General features: G+C 63.4%; 18 protein-coding genes and 1 tRNA gene. 11 read left to right on the top strand and 8 right to left on the bottom strand.

Annotated elements, in window-relative coordinates; genetic code table 11:
• Positions 1-285 precede the first annotated feature (285 nt).
• Entirely contained in the window at positions 286-1,482 is a 1,197-nt protein-coding gene (locus tag B5X69_RS03645) for a mechanosensitive ion channel (protein WP_079637348.1), read from the bottom strand.
• Positions 1,483-2,114: 632 nt separating this feature from the next.
• On the opposite strand from B5X69_RS03645, the gene B5X69_RS03640 reads away from it, so the two are divergent.
• Complete coding sequence (locus B5X69_RS03640; protein WP_079637417.1) at positions 2,115-4,448, top strand: ATP-dependent helicase; 2,334 nt, start codon at positions 2,115-2,117, stop codon at positions 4,446-4,448.
• Between the two features lie 224 nt (positions 4,449-4,672).
• On the opposite strand, the gene B5X69_RS03635 is transcribed toward B5X69_RS03640, so the two are convergent.
• A tRNA-Ala gene (locus tag B5X69_RS03635) sits at positions 4,673-4,748 on the bottom strand.
• Between the two features lie 95 nt (positions 4,749-4,843).
• Between B5X69_RS03635 and B5X69_RS03630 the strand changes: the two genes are divergently transcribed.
• On the top strand, positions 4,844-5,860 hold the full coding sequence (locus B5X69_RS03630; RefSeq protein ID WP_079637347.1) for an NADP-dependent oxidoreductase: 1,017 nt from the start codon (positions 4,844-4,846) through the stop codon (positions 5,858-5,860).
• 14 nt (positions 5,861-5,874) lie between these two features.
• Here B5X69_RS03630 and B5X69_RS03625 read toward each other — a convergent pair whose 3' ends face one another.
• Both B5X69_RS03625 and B5X69_RS03620 read right to left on the bottom strand, forming a co-directional pair.
• A complete protein-coding gene (locus B5X69_RS03625; RefSeq protein ID WP_079637346.1) occupies positions 5,875-7,236 on the bottom strand; it encodes a DEAD/DEAH box helicase in 1,362 nt (453 codons plus the stop codon).
• A 114-nt stretch (positions 7,237-7,350) separates the two neighbouring features.
• Positions 7,351-7,878 carry a hypothetical protein gene (locus B5X69_RS03620; RefSeq protein WP_079637345.1) on the bottom strand — a complete coding sequence of 176 codons (528 nt, stop codon included), beginning with the start codon at positions 7,876-7,878 and terminating at the stop codon, positions 7,351-7,353.
• A 183-nt stretch (positions 7,879-8,061) separates the two neighbouring features.
• Here B5X69_RS03620 and B5X69_RS03615 point away from each other — a divergent pair, with 183 nt between their 5' ends.
• The 3 genes from B5X69_RS03615 to B5X69_RS03605 all read left to right on the top strand — a co-directional run bounded on the left by B5X69_RS03615 (position 8,062) and on the right by B5X69_RS03605 (position 10,948).
• Positions 8,062-9,486, top strand: coding sequence for an FAD-binding oxidoreductase (locus B5X69_RS03615; RefSeq protein WP_079637344.1), 1,425 nt, complete (start codon positions 8,062-8,064; stop codon positions 9,484-9,486).
• Between the two features lie 108 nt (positions 9,487-9,594).
• Positions 9,595-10,374, top strand: coding sequence for a SapC family protein (locus tag B5X69_RS03610; protein ID WP_079637343.1), 780 nt, complete (start codon positions 9,595-9,597; stop codon positions 10,372-10,374).
• Between the two features lie 13 nt (positions 10,375-10,387).
• Positions 10,388-10,948 carry a cytochrome b gene (locus tag B5X69_RS03605; protein ID WP_079637342.1) on the top strand — a complete coding sequence of 187 codons (561 nt, stop codon included), beginning with the start codon at positions 10,388-10,390 and terminating at the stop codon, positions 10,946-10,948.
• A 17-nt stretch (positions 10,949-10,965) separates the two neighbouring features.
• Here the strand turns inward: B5X69_RS03605 and B5X69_RS03600 are convergent, their stop codons facing one another.
• Complete coding sequence (locus B5X69_RS03600; RefSeq protein ID WP_176141501.1) at positions 10,966-11,172, bottom strand: DUF1674 domain-containing protein; 207 nt, start codon at positions 11,170-11,172, stop codon at positions 10,966-10,968.
• A gap of 82 nt (positions 11,173-11,254) precedes the next feature.
• Here B5X69_RS03600 and B5X69_RS03595 point away from each other — a divergent pair, with 82 nt between their 5' ends.
• Positions 11,255-12,547 carry an RsmB/NOP family class I SAM-dependent RNA methyltransferase gene (locus tag B5X69_RS03595; RefSeq protein ID WP_079637341.1) on the top strand — a complete coding sequence of 431 codons (1,293 nt, stop codon included), beginning with the start codon at positions 11,255-11,257 and terminating at the stop codon, positions 12,545-12,547.
• A gap of 29 nt (positions 12,548-12,576) precedes the next feature.
• Here B5X69_RS03595 and B5X69_RS03590 read toward each other — a convergent pair whose 3' ends face one another.
• Complete coding sequence (locus B5X69_RS03590; protein ID WP_079637340.1) at positions 12,577-14,307, bottom strand: DUF885 domain-containing protein; 1,731 nt, start codon at positions 14,305-14,307, stop codon at positions 12,577-12,579.
• Between the two features lie 127 nt (positions 14,308-14,434).
• Here B5X69_RS03590 and B5X69_RS03585 point away from each other — a divergent pair, with 127 nt between their 5' ends.
• The 5 genes from B5X69_RS03585 (at position 14,435) to B5X69_RS03565 (ending at position 19,253) form a co-directional block, all read left to right on the top strand.
• Positions 14,435-15,739 (top strand): MFS transporter, encoded by a 1,305-nt coding sequence (locus tag B5X69_RS03585; RefSeq protein WP_079637339.1) that lies wholly within the window; start codon positions 14,435-14,437, stop codon positions 15,737-15,739.
• Between the two features lie 130 nt (positions 15,740-15,869).
• Positions 15,870-16,541 (top strand): RBBP9/YdeN family alpha/beta hydrolase, encoded by a 672-nt coding sequence (locus B5X69_RS03580; RefSeq protein ID WP_079637338.1) that lies wholly within the window; start codon positions 15,870-15,872, stop codon positions 16,539-16,541.
• The gene (gene cysK / locus B5X69_RS03575; protein ID WP_079637337.1) at positions 16,538-17,458 is read left to right on the top strand and encodes a cysteine synthase A; all 921 of its coding nucleotides are present in this window, start codon (positions 16,538-16,540) and stop codon (positions 17,456-17,458) included. Before B5X69_RS03580 ends, cysK begins: the two co-directional genes overlap by 4 nt.
• A gap of 9 nt (positions 17,459-17,467) precedes the next feature.
• Entirely contained in the window at positions 17,468-18,619 is a 1,152-nt protein-coding gene (locus tag B5X69_RS03570; RefSeq protein WP_079637336.1) for a cell wall hydrolase, read from the top strand.
• A gap of 142 nt (positions 18,620-18,761) precedes the next feature.
• Complete coding sequence (locus B5X69_RS03565) at positions 18,762-19,253, top strand: GNAT family N-acetyltransferase (protein WP_079637335.1); 492 nt, start codon at positions 18,762-18,764, stop codon at positions 19,251-19,253.
• Positions 19,254-19,285: 32 nt separating this feature from the next.
• Here the strand turns inward: B5X69_RS03565 and B5X69_RS03560 are convergent, their stop codons facing one another.
• Positions 19,286-20,422 (bottom strand): zinc-binding dehydrogenase, encoded by a 1,137-nt coding sequence (locus B5X69_RS03560; RefSeq protein ID WP_079637334.1) that lies wholly within the window; start codon positions 20,420-20,422, stop codon positions 19,286-19,288.
• A 76-nt stretch (positions 20,423-20,498) separates the two neighbouring features.
• Positions 20,499-21,242, bottom strand: a complete 744-nt coding sequence (locus tag B5X69_RS03555; protein WP_079637333.1) for a 3'(2'),5'-bisphosphate nucleotidase CysQ — start codon at positions 21,240-21,242, stop codon at positions 20,499-20,501.
• Positions 21,243-21,250 lie beyond the last annotated feature (8 nt).

Below are 21,250 nucleotides of genomic sequence, written 5' to 3'. Positions count from 1 at the left end.
TCTCACTCATTGTCCTGAACTGGTTTTCCTGATCCAGATCTGTTCGATCATTCTGCCCATTCGGGTCGTCGGCTTCTCTCACCCCTTTCATCCGGGCCGAGGCAAGATTTACCATTCGCCGGTAGACCGCAGACTCCCGAGTCACAGCCCTCGCAGGGCTCAACCGGCACGGGTTTGTCGGCCTTGCCGGCGATTACGTCGTACTTTGCGATGCCGCACCTGTGCCCGGCGGTGTGAGCGAGGGGGATCGGCGTCCCCCCCTACTCGCTTCAAGCCGCTCCGCGCTCAAACGGCGGGAGGGATGTGATCCGCCCCCTCGTTCGGCGCACCGTCCAATTTCTCGAGCTGCCGTGACGCCCAGTGACGCCCCCCAAGGCCGAAGGCAAGAGCCCCGGCAACCGCGCCTCCGACGACGAGCGCGCCAAATGCCAATTGCACGATTTCCTCGCCCACGCCCATGAACTGAAGCCCCATGAAGGTGAACAGGATCGTCGCGGCCCATTTGACGATGCCCGCGGCGAGGCTGGTTTCACCGGCGCCCCCGATGACCCGCTCCAGCAGCCGCGCGATCAGGAAACCGACGATGATGACCGCAGCGCCGAACACAACCCGACCGCCGAGCTCGAGAACCCGGTCCAGAATTGCGGTCAACTCGGGGAAGCCGAGCAGCCGCGTCGCCGCGATCGCGAAGAACAGAATGATCGCGATCTGCGCGACCCGTGCAACCACGCCCGATACGGCGGTTCCCGCGGGCAGGAGGTCGGTTGCTCCGATGGCACGGTCGGCGCCGAGACCGGGAAGAATCTCGCCCAGAATCTGCGCGACGAAACGCGACACAAGATAGCCGATACCGAGAAGGAGCGCGGCGCCGACGATCCGTGGGAGGGCATCGAGAATCAACCTCAGCATATCGCTTGCGGGCGCCGATATGCTTTCCAGTCCGAGCGCGTCGAGTGCGAGGATGGCAACGGGAATGATGATCAGCACATATACGATTACGCCGATGGTCTTACTGATCTGGGAATTGCCGGTCAGCGCCTCGGCTCCGCCTCGGTTGACCCATTTGTCGAAGTCGACGGTTTGCAGGACGGTCACGACGATATCGCGAATGATCCGCGCCACGGTTGCGCCGATGAAGAAAATCAGCCCCGCGCCGATCAGCCTGGGAATGAAGTCCATGATGTTGTTGAGAAGTGTCTGGACCGGCGTCATCACGCCGGCAAGATTGAACAATTGAAGAATTGCCAGAAGGCCGAACAGCCAAATGAGCAGCGAAACGATCCTGCCGAGAGAAATTCCTACGGTTTCTCCGGATGCTGTGCTTCGTCGGAAGAATTGCAACCTGTCGACCAGCTTGGCAAAAGCCCATTTTGCGCCTTTGGCAAGGATCCAGGTTACAACGAGGATCAGAGCGGCGAGCGCAATCTTTTCAACAATTGCAACCGCAATATCCGGATCAAATACATAGCTTCCAATTTGCACTTGGCATTCACTCCCTCTGTTGAATCGATACATGGAGTAACATGAACATGCGTTCTGGCCAAATCGGCCGCCGTTCGATACGGCCCTGCGGCCGAAGCTCCAGCCGGTGAAGATCGGACCATCAAGCCTCGCGTCATTGCGCCTTCGGCAAGGGCGGGTCATCGTCGGATGCGACTTTCGCGCTTAAAACGCAGCTTGCCGGCCATTCCCAGGAGCGCGCCATGAAGAATGGCGCGATCGTCGATGGCCCGTCGCGCATGTCGGGCGCGAGCCCCATGGGCGGGGCGAAGTAGCATCGCAGGATCCCAGCATCTCGGTCACCGCGCCGCCGAGCATAGCGCGAAAGAGGCGGTGGCCATGGCACCCATGACGAGCATTTTCACGCCGCGCGTCTCGATGTCGAGCGCCATCCCTTTACATGCGCAGCAAGGCGGCCTTCGATAAGCGCCCTCGCCAACCCTGCCTTGTCACCAGAATGAGACGGGAGAATATTGTTGCTCCCTGTCGCTGCAATTTTCCTCAGCGACACCGCTTCGGTGCCGAATTTCTGCAAAAGCTGTTCTGCGACGTTCCGAATGCGAGCGGGCGTGATCCAGCCCAAGCCACACGCGCCGCGCTGGACAGGGGCGCCGATGTTCCCTAATCGTTCGCGCGTGAACAGCCTCCCCGCCTCCTCGTCCGATAATCCGCCGCCTGATCCTTCAGACCCGCCCTATCTGCAGGGATTGAACAGCCCGCAGCGGCAGGCGGTGCTGACGACCGAGGGACCGGTGCTGATGCTCGCGGGAGCCGGGACCGGCAAGACCGCGGCGCTCACCGCCCGACTCGCGCACATCATTGCGACGCGTCGCGCATGGCCGTCCGAAATCCTTGCGGTGACATTCACCAACAAGGCGGCTCGCGAGATGCGTGAGCGTATCGGACGGATGATCGGCGACGCCGTCGAGGGCATGCAGTGGCTTGGCACCTTCCACAGCATCGCGGCAAAAATGTTACGCCGCCACGCCGAGCTGGTGGGATTACAGAGCAATTTCACGATTCTCGACACCGACGACCAGCTTCGCGTTCTCAAGCAGCTGATCCAGGCCGAAGGTCTCGACGAGAAACGCTGGCCGGCGCGCCAGCTAGCGGGGCTCATCGACAAATGGAAGAACCGCGGCCTCACCCCGTCCGACCTCGATGCGGCAGACAAGGAAGCCTATGCCGACGGCAAAGGACAGCATTTCTATGCGCTCTATCAAGCGCGGCTGAAGACCTTGAACGCTTGTGACTTCGGCGACCTGCTGCTCCACATGCTCGTTATCCTGAGGGCCCACCGCGACGTGCTCGAACAGTATCAGCAGCGCTTCAAATATATTCTCGTCGACGAGTATCAGGACACCAACGCCAGCCAGTATCTATGGCTCAGGCTGCTCGCGCAGGCGCGCAAGAATATCTGCTGTGTCGGCGACGATGACCAGTCGATCTATTCGTGGCGCGGTGCTGAGGTTGCTAATATCTTGCGCTTCGAGAAGGATTTCCCGGGCGCGACAGTGATCCGCCTGGAGCAGAATTACCGTTCGACACCCCAGATCCTCGCGGCCGCCTCCGCGCTGATCGCGCAGAACAGCGGTCGGCTTGGCAAGACGCTGTGGACCAAGCTCGACGAAGGTGACAAGGTCGAGGTTGTGGGCGTGTGGGACGGTCCTGAGGAAGCACGGCGGATTGGGGAGGAACTTGAAAGCCTTCAGCGCCGCGGGATCAGCCTCGATCGAACCGCGATCCTCGTCCGCGCTCAGTTTCAGACGCGCGAGTTCGAGGATCGCTTTATCGCGATAGGCATGCCTTACCGCATTGTCGGCGGGTTTCGCTTTTACGAACGCGCCGAGATCCGCGATGCGCTCGCGTATCTGCGCCTTGTCCAGTCGCCCGCCGATGATCTGGCATTCGAGCGCATCGTCAACGTCCCCAAGCGCGGGCTTGGGGACAAGGCCGTGTCACGGATTCACCAGTTCGCTCGGCATGAACGCACTCCGCTGTTCCATGCGGCAGCGCGGATCACCGAGACCGACGAGCTGACGGCGCAGGCACGCCGCCAGCTTGCCAATTTCATCGCCCGGATGCGCAGCTGGCAGGCCAAGGCGAACGACTTGTCGCACCCCGAGCTCACCCAGCTGATCCTCGACGAATCGGGCTATACCGCAATGCTTCAGGCCGACCGCAGCGCCGAGGCCGCGGGGCGGCTTGAAAACCTCTCGGAACTCGTTCGGGCAATGGAGGAATATGAGTCGCTCGAAGCCTTCCTTGAGCATGTCAGCCTCGTCATGGACCGCGACAATGACGACCAGAGCGAGACTGTGACGATCATGACGATCCATGCCGCCAAGGGGCTCGAATTCGACTATGTCTTTCTTGCCGGCTGGGAGGATGGCGTCTTCCCGTCCCAGCGGGCGATGGACGAGGGGGGCACCGCAAGCCTCGAGGAGGAACGGCGCCTCGCCTATGTGGCAATCACCCGCGCGCGGCAGCGCGCGAGCATCTATCACGCCGCGAACCGTCGCATCTACGGCCAGTGGATGAGCAGCATTCCAAGCCGGTTCATCGCGGAGATCCCGCCCGAGTTCGTCGAGAGCGAGAACAGTTTCGGCGGCGGTCAGAGTCTGTGGCGCGCCAACTGGTCGGCTCAGGGCGATCCCTTTGCACATGTCGCCGAGCGAAACCCTGCGCGAACGATGACGCGCGGTCCGGCCTGGCAGCGCGCGGTGGCCGGCGCGTCGACGATCACGCGCGCCCCTGCACCAAGCGAAAAGGCGCCTGCGGCCTCAGTCGGCGCCAAGCCGCGTTCCGATCTCGCGATCGGCATGCGGGTCTTCCATGAGAAATTCGGGTACGGCGCGATCACGGACATCGATGGCAACAAGCTCGAGGTCGAGTTCGAGCAGGCGGGCACCAAGCGCGTTCTAGACGGATTCGTGAAGCTCGCCTGAATCCTTTTGTCGCCGGAGCTGATCTGGAAGGCGAGATCGCTCGCCGCCAGCTATGGCAACCCCGTTCAGCGAAGCTGCGAACATGCTGGTCCGCAGCGCAATTCTCCTCTTTCCATCATGCTCGTGGTCGGCGCAGCGCTTCTACCTCGCGCGGCATGAGAGCTACGGCCGGGGACGCATTCTGTCCACGGACGGCACGCTTCGGCATGGAAGGTGAAGGGTCGTGGTGGAGCCGAGGGGAATCGAACCCCTGACCTCTGCAGTGCGATTGCAGCGCTCTCCCATCTGAGCTACGGCCCCGCGACCGGCGGCCTCTTAGCCAGCAAGCTTGACAGTGGCAACGGCTTTTCTGACCCAAGAGCCCTCGGCCGGACAAAAAGTGGGGGTGAGGATATATGGCAAAGGCCTGGCATCTGCTCAATCGTCCGCAAGGACTGCCGACGATGGACGATTTCGCATTGCGCGAGCTACCCGAAGCGCCGCTCGCACGAGACCAGCTTCGCGTTCGCAATCATTGGCTGTCTGTTGATCCCTATATGCGCGGGCGAATGAATGACGCGAAAAGCTACACCGCGAGCTTTCAACTTGGCCAACCGATGACCGGCGGTGCGATCGGCGAGGTGATCGAGAGCCATATGGATGGGTTCGCGCCCGGCGACCTCATCTTGCACATGGGGGGCTGGCGCGATGGCGGTGTGATCGGACTCGACATGTCGCCCTTCAAGCTTCCCGCCGACTCTCTCGCCGGAGGAATGCCTCCACAGACGTTTCTTCACAATATGGGACTGACGGGGGGCACCGCCTGGATTGGTCTCCTGCGCGTCGCGGCCGCCAAAGCTGGCGACACCGTGTTCGTCTCCGCGGCAGCAGGCGCAGTGGGATCGGCGGTGGTGCAAATCGCCAAGGCGCGCGAGATGATTGTGATCGGATCAGCCGGCGGCGCCGAAAAATGCGCCTGGATCAGTGAATTGGGTGCCGATGCTGTGGTCGATTACAAGGCTGGACCGGTCCTGGATGGCCTTGCTGCGGCATTGGATTCGCTCGGCAAACCGGGGATCGACATTTATTTCGACAATGTCGGCGGCGAGCATCTTGACGCAGCGTTCGCGTGCGCCAACGATTTCGCGCGCTTCGCCATCTGCGGCATGATTGACGTCTACAATGACGGTCATCCGCAACAGATGCATCATCTTATTCGCACTATTCCGGCGCGGATCCGCATGGAAGGCTTTATCTACACCGACCAGTTCTTCGACTGCATGGAAGAATTCTATGCCGACATGGGCGGATTGATCGCGAGCGGGGCGGTCACGATGCGCGAGACCGTGCACCACGGCCTCGAGGCGGCGCCCGACGCCTTCCTCGGGCTCTTCGCAGGCGCCAATATCGGAAAGATGCTGGTCCGGCTCTGACCGGGGCTGCGTTCTCAGTTCCCGAAGCCCACCGACAAGAAGTCGGGCATCGGACCATTCCATCCATCGTCGGGACCGTCATCGTCCTGTGAGCGACGCGGCGCCGGAGCGGATTTGCGCTCGCCAGCCTTCTTGGGATTCGCCGATGGCTTCTCCGCCCCCTCGGCGCGCTTCGCCTTGCCGCGACCGCCGCGGTCCGATTTTTCACGGCGCGGCTCGCAAGCTTCGCGCTCTTCGTCCTTCGCTGGTGTGGTTCCGCCTTTGCCCGCGTCGTGGAAAGGGACTTTATAGCCGGTCAGCTTCTGGATATTATCTATTGCTTCATCGTCGGACGGCGTAATGAGCGTGAAAGCGCGCCCCTTTGCGCCCGCGCGACCGGTGCGGCCTATCCGGTGGACATAGTCATCCGGGTGCCAGGGCGCGTCGAAATTGAAGACGTGGGTAACGCCCTTTACGTCGAGCCCGCGCGCTGCGACATCGGAGGCAACAAGGATGTTGATATCACCGCGTTTGAAGCGGTCGAGCTCAGCAATGCGGCTCGACTGGTCCATATCGCCGTGGATCTCGCCCGCCGCATAGCGCGAACGCTGGAGCGATTTTGCAAGCTCGCGAACCGTCGTCTTGCGATTGCAGAAGATGATCGCGGTGCTCACGTCCTCGGCATCGAGCAGATTGCGTAGCGCCTCGCGCTTGCCGCGCTCGCTGGTCTTCACCAGGAACTGCTCGATATTTTCGTTCCGGCTTGCCGGGCGCGCGACCTCTATCGTCTTCGGGTTCGACAAAAACTTGTCCGCCAGCTTCTTGATCGGCGGCGGCATCGTTGCCGAGAAGAGCAGGGTTTGCCGATTCGCGGGCAGCTTGGTGCAGATATTCTCGATGTCGGGGATGAAGCCCATGTCGAGCATCCGGTCGGCTTCATCGATCACGAGCAGGTCGCAGCCGGTCAGCAATATCTTGCCGCGCTCGAACAGGTCCATGAGGCGGCCGGGCGTCGCGATGAGAACGTCGACGCCCTTTTCGAGCGCCTTGACCTGATCGCCCATCTGCACGCCGCCGATTAGAAGCGCCATCGAGAGCTTGTGGTATTTGCCATATTTCTCGAAATTCTCCGCCACCTGCGCTGCAAGTTCCCGGGTCGGCTCGAGGATCAACGATCGCGGCATGCGCGCCCGGGCGCGGCCATGGGCAAGGATATCGATCATCGGCAGCACGAAGGAGGCGGTCTTGCCCGTTCCCGTCTGGGCGATGCCGATCATGTCGCGCATCATCAGCACGGACGGGATCGCGCCCGCCTGGATCGGTGTTGGTTCGTCATAGCCCGCTTCGGTAACGGCGCGCAGAAGTTCATCGGAAAGGCCGAGGTCGGCAAATTTCATAAGGTCATCATGTCCGGAAAAAATGGGTCAGCACAGCGCCCACGTCCGCCATTGCTGCCGCGGCCCTTGGGCAAATCGCAACGAAAAGTCAAGGAAGGCGGTGAATTACCCGCCTCAATCGTCGCCCCGTGGCACTGCCACCAGCAAGCGAAATTTGTCGATCTCGCACCGCGCGCCGCTGCGTGCATGGATCTCGTCGCGATCCTCGCAGAGTCGTCCGTCCTTGTTTCCCTTCATGTAGAAGCCCGCGTAGAAGTCGAGCGCCTGGCAGCCGCGGTTGAGCTGTGCCCTGAGGCGCTGGCTCTGACGGGTAATCAGATCGATACTGTCGCGCTGCACTGCCTGCATGCCCCTTATGTCTCGCATGGCGATGCATTTGGGGGCCTTTTTCTCTTTCCACACGACGGGCTGATCGTCACGCAGCCGTGCCCGCGGCGCCGGGGGAGCCGTAAAATTGGTCAGCGGCGTGCGCTTTGCCGGGACGCGAATGATGATTTGTTCCTCGATAATCACCTGCCAAAAAGGTGCCAATGGCAGTTCGGGCAGAGGCGCGATCGCGACGAGCGGCGCTGGCTGCGGTAAGGGAATTTCCGCATCGGCGCCGGGCACTGCGGCGAGAAACAAGGCAGCTGCCGTCAACACGCGCGCAATATCGCGCTTTTCGCGCCGATCCCGATAAAGCTACTCACCCTTGGCTCCCAATGCCGGCTGGACGAAACGGTCCTGTTCGTCCATCGCCCCCTTTAACGCCTGCGATTGAACCACAAATGAATTGCTTTCAGGCCTTGCTGTCAAGCCGGGCGTGACCAACCGGATCGAACAACCATGACGCTGCCCCCGTCCCCTCGCCTGCTTGACCAGTTGCAAGCCCTGCTCGGCGCCAAAGGGTATAGCGACGATCCGGAGGCAATGGAGCCGTGGCTCACCGACTGGCGCGGGAAATATCACGGGCGCGCAGCAGCAATGCTCTCGCCCGCAACGACCGAAGAGGTAGCAGCGGTGGTGCGCCTGTGCGCCGCGCAACGCGCGGCGCTCGTCCCCCAGGGGGGGAACAGCGGCATGGTCGGAGGCGCCACGCCCGACGCCAGTGGCAATCAGCTCCTGCTCAGCCTGCGGCGCCTGAACCGCATCCGCTCGATTGACGCGGCGGCGCGACTTGCGGTGGTGGAAGCTGGCGTCATCCTCGAGGTCTTCCACAATGCAGTGCTCGAGCAGGGCCTTCGCTTCCCGTTGACATTGGGCGGCAAGGGGTCGGCGACGATTGGCGGTCTTGTGTCGACCAACGCGGGCGGGACGCAGGTCCTGCGGCACGGCACGATGCGCGCCCTCGTAGCTGGAATCGAAGCTATATTGCCCGACGGCCGCATTTTCGGGGGGCTGGCACCGCTCAAGAAGGACAACCGCGGCTACGACCTCAAACATCTTCTCTGCGGCGCCGAGGGGACGCTCGGCGTCGTCACTGCCGCCTGCCTGCGGCTGGTGCCTGCTGCCGCCGCGCGCGCGACCGCGTGGATCGGCCTCGAATCGCCCGAAACCGCGCTGAGGCTACTGCGCTGTCTTGATGCCGCGCTCGGCCGCCAGCTTGAAGGGTTCGAGATCATTCCGCACGCTTGCCTCACCGCAGTGCTGCGCCATATTCCGCAAACGCGCGCGCCTCTCGATGCGCCTCATCCCTGGTACGCGCTGGTCGAGCTGGCAGGCGATAATGATCATGATCTCGGCGGGGCGCTTCAGGCGCAGCTTGGCGAGGCGCTCGAGGCGGGACTGATCTCTGACGTCGTGATCGCCAAGAACGAGGCCGAATGCGAGGCCTTCTGGCGACTGCGCGATTCAATTTCCGAAGCCGAACGCGCCGAAGGTCCTGCGCTCCAGCACGACGTCAGCGTTCCGGTCGATCTTATGCCGCGTTTTATCGCCGAGAACCCAGCGCGGCTCGCTACCGCCTACCCTGGCGCGCGCGCACTGTCGTTCGGGCATCTGGGTGACGGCAACGTACATCACCACGTCCAGCCCCCGCTTGATGTGGACGGCGCGCACTGGCTTTCCGTACATGGCGAGGGGCTGAGCCGCCTCGTCTACCGCCATGTTCTTGAACTTGGCGGATCGATCTCCGCCGAGCATGGCATCGGGCAGATGAAACGCGCCTTGCTCGCCGAACTCGACAGTCCCGCACGGCTCGCAGCGCTGCGCGGTGTCAAGGCGGGACTCGATCCGGATCGCCTGTTCAATCCGGGCAAGCTGATTGAGTGAAGGGGCGGCACAGCTGGCATCGGCCCTTGCGTCGCGGCGCGCGGGCCAATAAGGCGCGCCATTGTCATTTTTTCGGCCCGCCTCGGGTCCCCGCTTCGGAGCTACACCATGGCCACTGCGCCCGCCAACGCCAATCTGCCGCTTTTCTACAAGGACCTTGCACCGCTTTCGAGCGTCGATCATGCCGATTTCCGTGCTCGCTCGATGGATAGCGCCGACTTCCTGGTCGACCAGCACGCCGTGCCGCTGACCACTGACGAATTTTCGTCGGCGTGCCGCTTTTTCCCGATCGTCTTCTCTGCGGGCGACAACCCTGTCCCGCTCGCGCTGATGGGTATGAACGAGGGCATGAACACCTTCGTCGACGCGGATGGCAAACTGATCAATCCGGTTTATATCCCGGCCTATATCCGCCGCTACCCTTTCCTTCTCGCGCGTCTTCGCCCGGATTCGGACGAATTGTCGCTCTGCTTCGACCCGACCGCAGGCGCGATCGGCAAATTCGACGAGGGCGACCAGCTGTTCGAAGATGGCAAGCCTACCGAGGCCACCAACGCGATCCTGGAATTCTGCAAGAATTTTGAGGAAGCGGGCCAGCGCACCGGCATGTTCATGGAGGAACTGAAGAAGGCCGACTTGCTGATGGACGGCGAGGTCAGCATTACCCCTGAGGGGAGCAGTCAGCCCTATATCTATCGCGGTTTCCAGATGGTGGATGAGGCGAAACTGCGCGAACTGCGCGGTGACGTGCTGCGCAAGATGATGCAGAACGGAATGCTCGGCCTCATCTTCGCCCACCTCTTCTCGCTGCAGCTGATGCGCGAAGTGTTTGCCGAACAGGTGAAAAGCGGCAAGATGCAACTGGTGACGGAAGCTCCGAGCGCCTGAGGAGTTCGAACCTATGGCCACCGCCGCAAGCCCCTTCGCCGGTTCGACCAGGGAACCACGCTATACGAAGGTGGCCATATGGCTTCATTGGCTGATCGGCCTCGCGGTTATTGCGAACATCGGCCTCGCGATGCTGACCGAAGGGATGCCCCGCGACGTGCACCGCGCCGCGATGGGCGTTCACAAGGCGCTCGGCATCGCGATCCTCGCGCTCACGATGGTCCGGATCGTCTGGCGGCTACTGCACAAGCCGCCGCCACTTCCCGAAAGCATTTCGAGGTGGCAGCGGTCGCTCAGCAGGATTGTGCATTTTCTTTTCTATGCGCTGCTGCTCATGCTACCGCTTTCGGGTTGGGTGTGGATGTCGGCCGCGGATCGCCCGATCGATGTCTTCGGGCTATTCACTGTTCCATCAATCGCGGCGCCGGACAAGGCTCTCGCCGAATTGATGCATGAGCGGCACGAGTTACTGGGGCTCACAATGCTGGCGCTGGTTGTGATCCATATTGCGGCGGCGCTCAAACATCAGTTTGTCGATCGCTCGGGGATCCCGGCGCGGATGAATCCCTTTTGACCGCGCTGCGCGGCACGTCAAAAGTCGATCGCGAGACCCTTGAGTTCCCAGTCGCCATAGCGCACCGGATTGCGTCCGCCCGGCTGGGCCTCGTCAGGTTCGGGGACGATCGCCTTCGGCGCCGGGATCGGTTCGTTCGTCCAGTCAGCGGGCGCCTTGACATGAGCGGGGCGCTTCATGGCGCGCGGCGTGCCGCCAATGTTGGACTTGCTCTCTTGGGTCATCCGACCATCCTGGATAGTATGAAAGATGAGAGCCAGATAATGACTTTACGCGTTCACGCCAACCTCTCGCATCGTGGCCCCAATGACTGAGCGTCGGCGCGCTCGGCGCCGGTCTCCCGCCGGCGAGCCGGCAGGTACCGCGCCGCGCCGCGCGGCGCTGCGCCTGATCGACGCCGTGCTGCGCCGCGGCGACCCGCTCGACATCGCCGCTCATGCAGCGACGCAAGGCCTCGCGCCGGCGGACCGGGCCTTTGCGATCGCGATCGTGTCCGAGGCGCTGCGCTGGATGGTCGATATCGACATATTGATCGACCAGGCAACGGCCCAGCCACTTCCCGATGACGTCAAGTCGCGCGCCGTCCTCCGCATCGCCCTTGCGCAATTACTCGTGCTCAAATCCCCGCCGCACGCGGTAGTCGCCACCGCACTGCCGCTCGTTGACGGCGGGCCGCGTCGCCTCGTCCACGCGCTCCTGTCGCGCGCGCAGCAGGAGGCCTGGAACCTGCCTGCGACCGCCAGCCTGCCGTCTGAGGTCGCGGCGCGCTGGAACGCTCAGTGGGGCGAAGCGACGGCGGCAGCCGCCTCGGCAGCATGGAGCAGCCCGCCCCTCATGGATCTCAGCTTTGCGGCCGAACCGGACGGTACCGAATGGGGCGAATTTCCCGCGCTCGCACCGCGACATCGCCGCTTGCCCCGCGGCCGCGCGATCGAAGAAGTGCCAGGCTTTCGCGAAGGCGGCTGGTGGGTACAGGACCTTGCCGCATCCACCCCCGCGCGGCTGCTTGGAGCGGGACATGGCCGGCGCGCGCTCGACCTCTGCGCCGCACCGGGGGGCAAGACGATGCAGCTTTCTGCCGCGGGCTGGAACGTCACGGCCGTCGATTCAAGCGCCAAGCGCCTCGAACGGCTGAAAGCCAACCTCAACCGCACCGGCCTTTTGGCTGACATCGCACAAGGGGACATCCGCGCATGGGAGCCCGATGCTCCCGCTGACGCGATACTGCTCGACGCGCCCTGCTCGGCGACCGGCATCTTTCGCCGTCACCCTGACGTGCTGCACCGGATTGAACCCGCGCAGATTGCAGCAATGGCGGCGCTGCAGGGGGAACTGCTGGAGCGCGCCGCGCGCTGGTTGAAACCCGGCGGCTTGCTGGTCTACGCAACCTGCTCGCTCGAGCAGGCCGAGGGTGAGGATCAGATCGCGGCCTTCCACGCCGACCATCCGGCCTGGGCGATCGTGGCAGCGCAGCCAGAAGAATTGCCGCGAGGCGTGGTCCCCGACAGGCGCGGATTCGTCCGCACCCTGCCCTCCATGCTCGCCAATGCCGGCGGTCTCGACGGCTTTTTCGTCGCGCGGCTGCGCGCGCCCGGGTAACCGGCGCGGCAGCGGGCCGCGCCGTCCGGTCAGAAAATCGCCCTCGGCGCACTCTCTTTCATCATCGCTGCGCGCACCATCGGAATCGGCGGGCCGCCATAGGACAGGAATTCGTCGTGGAAGGCTTTCCACTTCGATCGGTCGCCCTTGGTCCAATCATCGCGCAGTTTGCGGATCATCAGCTTGCCGAGCGTATAGTTGAGATAAAGCGGGTCGTAGGTTCCGCGGGCGGCCTGCTGACGCGCGTTGCCTTCGTCCTGAAAGCACTGCTCCTTGAACATCTTCTCGCTCTCCGCAACGGTCATGCCCTTGGTGTGGAGCCCGATCGCCGACAGGAAACGGCAATCGCGAAGCAGCGCGTTCGACAGCTGGCCGATGTGCGTCTCGGGATCGCCATCCCCAAGGCCCGCCTCCCACATCATCTCCTCGGTGTAATGCGCCCAGCCCTCGGCGAAGGCATAGCCGACGAAAAGCTTGCCGAAGATGCTCTCGGCGCGGTTCGAGTGTAGGAAGTTCAGAAAATGACCCGGCCATACCTCGTGAACCGAGGTGAAGAGCAGGTCCTTCCTGCCCGGCACGAAGGCATCCTGCGTTGCCTTGTCCCAAGCGGGGTCAGGCGGCGAGATGTAATAGACCGACGGCAGACCCTTCTCATAGGGACCGGGGATATCGATGTAGGCGCTATTCTGGCGGTTGTAAGGCGGGGATTCCTCGACCTCGGCCTGTTCGGTGCCGGGGATCGAAACCAGGTCCTTTTCAATGAGGAACGCGCGGAGTTGCGGCAGCTGGCGGCGCGCCTCGGCGACGGGGCCGTCGGCGGGCTTGTCCGCGTTCATCCGCTTCATGCAGTCTGCAATCGTCGCCCCCGCAGCATAGGCCGCACACGCCGCCCTGAGAGCATCCTGATTGCGCTTGAGATCGGCCTCGCCGATCTGTTCAAGCTCATCGAGCGGCGTGTCGACAGCCTCGTTTGTGAGGATCAGCTTTGCAAATTTGTCGGCGCCGAGCGCATAGCCGTCAGCCGTGCCCGGCTGCGATCCGACATAGGCGGCAAGGTCCCGCATCGCTGCCGCCGCCTTGGCGGCCGCCTCGTCGAACTGTTTCTGGAGCGCGGGGTCCTTCACGGCGGCGAAGGCCGCCTTGGCATCGCCGGTATAATATTCGGCGAAGCCGCCGAACCCCGCAGTGCCGAATTTCACGAAGGTCGCCGGCAGCGGCAGCTTGAGGTTCGCCTTGATCTGCGCTGCAGCGGCCGGGATTTTCTCGGCATATTGAATGAACGCCTTCATCCGCGTTGCAGGGTCTGCATAGTGGCGTGCAATATAGACATTGGGGTCGAGAGCGCCGACGTAAAAGGCCGGATTCTTTTGTGCAAAATCGGTATCGCGCAGAAAGAAAAGCTGCCCCTCGGCGACCCGGACCAGATAGTCACGCTCGAATTTTTCCGCATCCGACATGTCGCCGTCGAACGCCTTGGCGTCCTTGATCGCCTTTTCGAGGAATGCCGCCTGCTTTTCGATCCCCTCCGGCGACCAATCGGGTAATTGGCCATCATATTCATGCTTGCCCTGATAGACAGCAAATGTCGGGCTGAGAGGAAAATAGCCGGCGAGAAAGGCATCGCGAAATGCGCTCCACCTCGTGGCTGTCGACGTCGCAGGAGCGGTGACGGAGCTGTTGTCACTCGCGTTGCAGCCGGCGAGAATGAGGAGTGCACCCGCGAGCGCAGCCCCGCCGAAGCTGGTCAATTTGCGTGTCATACCAGTCTCTCCCTCTGTCCGTCCTGGCGCTTCTGCCACCCAATGCCCCGGCGCGCATCCGTTAATCGACGAACAACGGGCGTGCCATCTGGTGCGGTGCAATAAAGCGCGTTAGGGCGAAGGGCACATGGCGACGATACCCCCTCCACCATCGGTTGACCCGGCCTTGCCGCCCGCCGCCCCCGGCAAACCCATCTCCCCGCTTCGATTTGCCGACTTCAGATATTTCTGGTTCGCGCGTTTCACCGCGGTAATGGCGACGATCGCGATGGTCGTGGTCATCGGCTACCAGCTCTACGACACCGCACGTACCGACTATGGCATGTCCATCAAGGAGGCCTCTTTTCAGCTCGGCCTCCTCGGCCTCTTCCAGTTCGCTCCGCTTGCAGTGCTGACCCCGGTTGCGGGCTGGGCGGCAGATCGCTTCGAGCGGCGCCGCGTGGCGATTTTCTCGAACCTTATCGATCTTTGCATCGCGGCAACGCTCTGGTGGTTCACCGCGCAGGATGCGCTGACGCTACCGCTCCTGTTCAGCCTCGCTGCCCTTCATGGCGTGGCGCGCGTCTTTTCCGGCCCCGCGATGAGCGCCATCGCGCCCAACATCGTTCCGCCCGCGGTCCTGCCGCGCGCGATTGCGATGAGCAGCATCGCATGGCAGTCCGCATCCGTAATCGGTCCTGCCGCGGGGGGGCTCATCTATGCCGCCGATGCCGCGTCGGTCTATATCTTTGCTGCTATCCTCCTCGCGCTCTCGGCGTTCACAATCAGCCGCGTTCGCCCCGTTCAACCGCCTCCCGCCGAAGTGCGGCGTCATCCGCTGCGCGAGATGGTCGACGGGTTGCAGTTCGTGTGGAGCGAACGTTTTCTCCTCGGCACGATCACGCTCGACCTCTTTGCCTTGCTACTCGCGGGCGCCACCGCAATGCTGCCCGTCTATGCGCGCGATATTCTTCATACGGGGTCAGAGGGTCTCGGCTTCTTGCGCGCGGCGCCTGCCGTTGGCGCAGCGGGGGTCGCGCTTGGTCTTGCGATCCGGCCGATCGAGCGCAATGTCGGCGTCAAGATGCTCTGGGCGGTCGCTGTATTCGGGGCCGTGACGCTCGGCTTTGGACTCTCGACACATTTTTTCCTCTCGCTGGGCCTGCTTGTGATCATGGGCGCGGCCGACATGTTCTCGGTCTTCGTGCGCGGCACGCTGATTCAGCTCAACACACCCGATCATATGCGCGGGCGGGTCAGTGCCGCTTCCGGGCTCGCGATTTCGGCCTCGAACGAGCTTGGCGAAATGCGCGCGGGCGCCATGGCGGCGCTCATCGGCCCGGTCGGCGCGGTCGCCGTGGGCGGCGCTGCGGCAATCGGGGTCACGGCGCTCTGGTCGTGGCTTTTCCCCGAGCTGCGACGGGCCAAAACCTTCGAGTCGCAGTTCAGATAATCTGAGCCTCACCGCTCGCCGCACCCCGGCCCCGGTTCGTCAAATGGCTATTGTCTATTTGTTTAGTTGAATTATATCGGACTCACCCGTCACCGCGGCCTTCCCTTCATCCCGATATGGAGTGACCGCCATGCAAGCGTCCAATATTCACTATAAGATCCTGACCATTCCGGGGCTTCACAACAGTGGCCCCGCCCACTGGCAAAGCCTCTGGGAGCAGAAGTTCACGTCCACCGAGCGAGTCGAACTTGGCCATTGGGACGATCCTGACCAGGATGAGTGGGTGGCCGCGATAGCCGACGCAATCGATGCTCAGGGCTCACCGGTGCTCATCGCGGCGCACAGCCTCGGGTGCCATGCCTTTGCCCATTGGTTCGCCGCCGCCAACGGCCTTGCTCGCGCAAGGGTGGCGGGCGCGCTGCTCGTCGCCCCGCCCGACCTTGCGCGCCTGCCCCGCCAGGGGCGGATCGCAAGTTTCACCCCGTCGCCAATGCTGATGCCGCGCCAGACATTCATCGCGGTCGCAAGCGAGAATGATCCTTATGCCTCCACCGCGCATGTCTGGCGCCTCGCGCGTAACTGGGGGGCGCGCTTCGTCAACGCCGGTCCGTTCGGGCATATCAACGCGGATTCGGCACTCGGCGACTGGCCTTATGGACAGTATCTGCTCGCATCGTTACAACCCGCGCCAACACCCGCCCTCGCGGATGAGGCGCTCTGGACCCGCTCGGGGGACTGGCCGCATCGCTTCGCGCGGCGCGATCCACGGTTCGCATATCAAGAAGGTGCACAGCGACGATGAAAGTCCATTCGATCCTCGAAACCATCGGCAATACCCCGCACATCCGCATGGCCAATCTGTTTCCGGACGCAGAAGTCTGGATCAAGTCGGAACGGAGCAATCCGGGGGGCTCGATCAAGGATCGTATCGGCCTTGCCATGATCGAGGCGGCCGAAAAGGACGGCAGCCTGAAGCCCGGCGGCACCATCGTCGAACCGACCTCGGGAAACACCGGCATCGGCCTTGCGATGGCCGCCGCGGTCAAGGGTTACAAGTTGATCCTCGTCATGCCAGAGAGCATGTCGATCGAACGCCGCCGACTGATGCTCGCTTATGGCGCGACGTTCGACCTGACGCCGCGCGAAAAGGGCATGAAGGGCGCGATCGAACGCGCGATCGAGCTCGTCGAGACCACGCCCGGCGCGTGGATGCCGCAGCAGTTCGAGAATGACGCCAACGTCGACATCCACTACCGCACGACCGGACCTGAAATCCTCGCCGATTTCAAGGGCACACCCATCGACGTGTTGATCACCGGCGTCGGGACCGGCGGGCACATTACCGGCTGCGCCAAGTTCCTGAAGGAGCATTGGCCGCATCTCAAGGTCTTTGCAGTCGAACCCGTGGCCTCCCCCGTCATTTCGGGTGGCCAGCCTGGTCCGCACCCGATCCAGGGCATTGGCGCAGGATTCATTCCGCGCAACCTGCATACCGATCTGCTCGACGGGGTGATCACGGTTGACGCCGCCGAGGCCAAGGCGATGGCGTTGCGGTCGGCGGCGGAAGAGGGCCTGCTTGTCGGCATCTCGTCGGGCGCGACGCTTGCCGCGATCGCGCAGAAGCTGCGCGATCTGCCGCCAGGTACCCGCATTCTGGGGTTCAACTACGACACTGGCGAACGCTATTTGTCGGTGCCCGATTTCCTGCCCGAGATCTGATTTTGCACCATGCGCCTCAACGCGCGCCAGGAGACGTTGCCGACGCGGCGCGAATGGCCGGGGTGGCTGTTCGTCCTGCTCTCGGTGGCCGCCATCGTCGCCGTTCTTTATGCGAGCGCACCCGGCGGCCGAATGGACGCTGCTGCACTCCCCCGCCCTGCGGCGCCGCCCGCCGAAATAGTGCCCGAAGTCCTGCCCACCGAACTCGCACCGGTCGCGCCCGAGGACGCGCGCGCGGCCAATGCGCGCATCCCTCTCGTTCTCAAGGGTTTCGCCGCGGCGCGCCCCTTTACCTATCCCGGCGACACGGAGAACCGCGGCCGCGCGCGGGACTGCCTCGCCGCGGCGATGCTCTATGAAGCGGGCGATGATGCGAAAGGCCAGCAAGCCGTCGGACAGGTCGTCATCAACCGGGTCAGGCACCCCGCCTTTCCCAAGTCGATTTGTGCCGTGGTATTCCAAGGCTCCGAGCGTGCGACCGGGTGCCAGTTCACCTTCACCTGCGATGGCGCGCTGAACCGCCGCTATTCTAACGCAGCCTGGAGCCGCGCGCAGGTGCTTGCGGAGATGATGCTCTCGGGGATCACGGACCCGCGCGTCGGGCTCGCAACCCATTACCATACCGACTGGGTACGGCCCTATTGGAGCGACAGCCTCCAGAAGATCGCAATCGCCAACACGCACCTCTTTTTCCGCTGGCCCGGCTATTGGGGGACTCCGGGCGCCTTTCGCGGTGCTGTGTCGGGCCAGGACGCACCGGTCGCCAAGCTCGCCGCGATTTCCCCGCTCCACGCGCTTGCACTCTCCCTTCCAAGCGCGCTCGCCGATGCCGAGGTCGATACGCTCGCGAAGGAGGTGCGCCTCGTGCCGGGTGCAGGCGAGGCGGCGGGCCGCGATACGCTCTACGTCCAGCTAGAACGCCGAGCACCGCCCGAAAGCTTCGTCACACTCGCCCTGCGGCTATGCGGCGAAAAACCCTATTGCAAGTTCATGGGCTGGACCAACCCGACGCTGAAGCCGGCGAGCGACGCGATGAACGAGACCCAGCGCGCGGCAATGAGCTTTTCCTACCTTCGCGACGACAAGGCAGGGTTCGAAAAGGCGCTGTGGAACTGCGGCGAGTATAAGCGCGACGACGCACGCCAATGCATGAAGCGGTAGCGGCGGCGCCCCGCGCGCCATCGCAGGGAACAACGAGGAGAGGAGGCGCGCCGCGCCGCTTGTTTCCCGGGGCGATCTCTTCATCCCCTGTTCCTTGTCGCGGCATGATTTGCATCGCGCGGCGGGCTGCTAAGAGGAAGGGATGATTATCCGACCTGCCGTGCCGGCCGATGTTCCCGCCATAGCCGCGATCATCATGCCGACGATCCGCGAAGGCTCGACCTATTCCTGCGACCCGGGGATGAGCGAGGACGAAGCCCTCGCGATGTGGTTTGCCCCCGACAAGCAGGTGTTCGCTGCCCAGGAGGAGGAAAAGGGTGAAATCCTGGGCACTTACTATTTGCGGGCGAACCAGGGCGGCGGCGGCGGCCATGTCTGCAACTGCGGCTATATGACGCGCGCCGATGCCGCAGGGCGCGGCATTGCTCGCCAGATGTGCGAGCATTCCATCCACCGTGCCCGGGCCAGCGGCTATCGAGCCATGCAGTTCAATTTCGTTGTCAGCACGAACGAGCGCGCCGTGCGTCTCTGGACATCGCTGGGTTTCGAGATCGTGGGCGGGCTGCCCGAGGCCTTTCGCCTTCCCAGCGGGGAATATGTCGACGCGTTCGTGATGTATCGCAAGCTCGTCTGAGCGAAGGGCCCCGGTCGAACCCCCGGTACCCCTTACCCGTGGGGGCGGATCAGATATTTCTCGCCCGTCCGCTTTGCATTATATTCAGCGATGATATCGAGCGCCAGCGCATCGGTCAGCGAGATTTCGTGGCTGTAATGGCTCTTGAAAGTGGTCGTGAGTTCATCGACCACGCGCTGGCGAAGGCGCATGTTCACCTCCCTACCCGCTTTCTGGAGGAAGGGGGTCAAGAGGAAGCCCGAGAGCGACCAGGTCAGGCCGAAGCTGCGGTTGAGGATGGTCGGACCAAGATCGAGGGCGCCATAAATATAGACCTGCTTGAAGGTATCCGAGCCATAGCGGCTGTAGCTCGCCATCCGTTTGACCGCCGCTGCCTCCATGCAAGCCAGGATCTGCCCTGCCAGTTTGCCGCCACCGATTGCGTCGAAACCACAGGTGGCGCCGGTCTCGGTCAAGGCGGCGGTGAGCTGGTCCATGAAATCCTCATCGCTGCTGTTGATCACATGCGCCGCGCCGATGCTCTTGAGGAGAGCGACCTGCGCCTCGCTGCGCACGATATTGACCAGCGGGATGCCGTCCTTTGCGCAAATCTTGACCAGCATCTGGCCGAGGTTCGAAGCGGCGGCGGTGTGGACGAGGGCGCTGTGCCCCTCCATGCGCATGGTCTCGGTGAAAGCCAGGCTGGTGAGCGGATTGACGAAACAGGAGGCACCGTCGCGCGGGTCGGTGCCATCGGGGAGCAGCATGCACATCTGCGCCGGAAGGCAGCGATATTCGGCATAGATTTCGCCGCCAATGAGCGCGACGGTCTTGCCAAGCAGTGCCTGCGCCTCGGGCGAGGAACCGGCCTTGACGACGAGTCCGCAGCCTTCATTGCCGATGGGAAGCGCATCGCCGATGCGCCCCGCCATCGCGCGCATGCCGGGCGCGGGAATATCGGCCGTGACAAGGGGCAGCCCGTCGCGGGTCGAGGCGCGCGCCGTCGACATGTCTGCCGCGCCCAGGAGCAGTCCAAGATCAGATGGGTTGATGGGCGTTGCGAGCACCTTCACCAGCACCTCGTGCGGCGCAGGGTTGGGCATCGGCCGCCGCTCGAGGAAGACTTCAAGCTCGCCTTCGGGCTTTACCAGCGTGAGCATGACGAGATTGGTGTCAGGCAGGTCAGTCATCGCGCATCTCCCAGTTATTCGGTTTCTTGATGCAACGGGTTACGGCGCAACGCTGAAGCTGGCAATGGGGGTCCGTTCACGCGGGCGAATATTCTGCCGCCAGGCGCAGTACATCAGACGCCAATTCCTTGCGGCAGATAAGCAGGTCGGGAAGATAGGTGTCGGCATTATTGTAGCGTAGCGGTGAACCGTCCGCGCGGCTGACGTGGAGTCCGGCCGCTGCTGCGACCGCGACGGGTGCGCAATTGTCCCATTCAAATTGGCCTCCGCTGTGGAGGTAGATATCCGCCTCGCCGCGCACGACCGCCATCGCCTTGGCGCCTGCTGAGCCCATCGGCAGGAGTTGGGCGCCGAGCGCTTCGGCGACAAAGACCGCCTCGGCCGCTGGCCGCGTGCGGCTGACAAGCATCTTTGGCGGACTGTTCGCTTTGGCGAGCGCAAGAGGCGCGCCAGAGGTCAGCGTGAGACCGAGGCCCGGCAGCGCGACCGCGCCGACCGCCGCGATGCCGTCGATCGCAAGCGCGACATGCACCGCCCAGTCGCTGCGACCCTCGCCATATTCGCGCGTGCCGTCTAGCGGATCGACGATCCAGACGCGTGATTGCGCGAGACGGGTCAGATTATCCTTTTCTTCCTCCGACAACAGCCCGTCGCCGGGGCGCGCAGCGCGCAGTTCGCGGCACAGCATCGCGTTCGCCGCCGCGTCGCCGGCCTGCCCGAGCGCCTTGCCCTCCAGATCGCCCGCACGGCGCAAGTCGAGCAATATCTCGCCTGCCGTCGCCGCGAGCCGCGCGGCCAATTGATCGTCATTTTCCGCCATGCCAGGCT

Source organism: Sphingopyxis flava (assembly GCF_900168005.1).
Lineage (GTDB): Bacteria > Pseudomonadota > Alphaproteobacteria > Sphingomonadales > Sphingomonadaceae > Sphingopyxis > Sphingopyxis flava.
The sequence above is the reverse complement of the archived record's forward strand: the minus strand, read 5'-3'. Positions and strand labels throughout refer to the sequence as shown.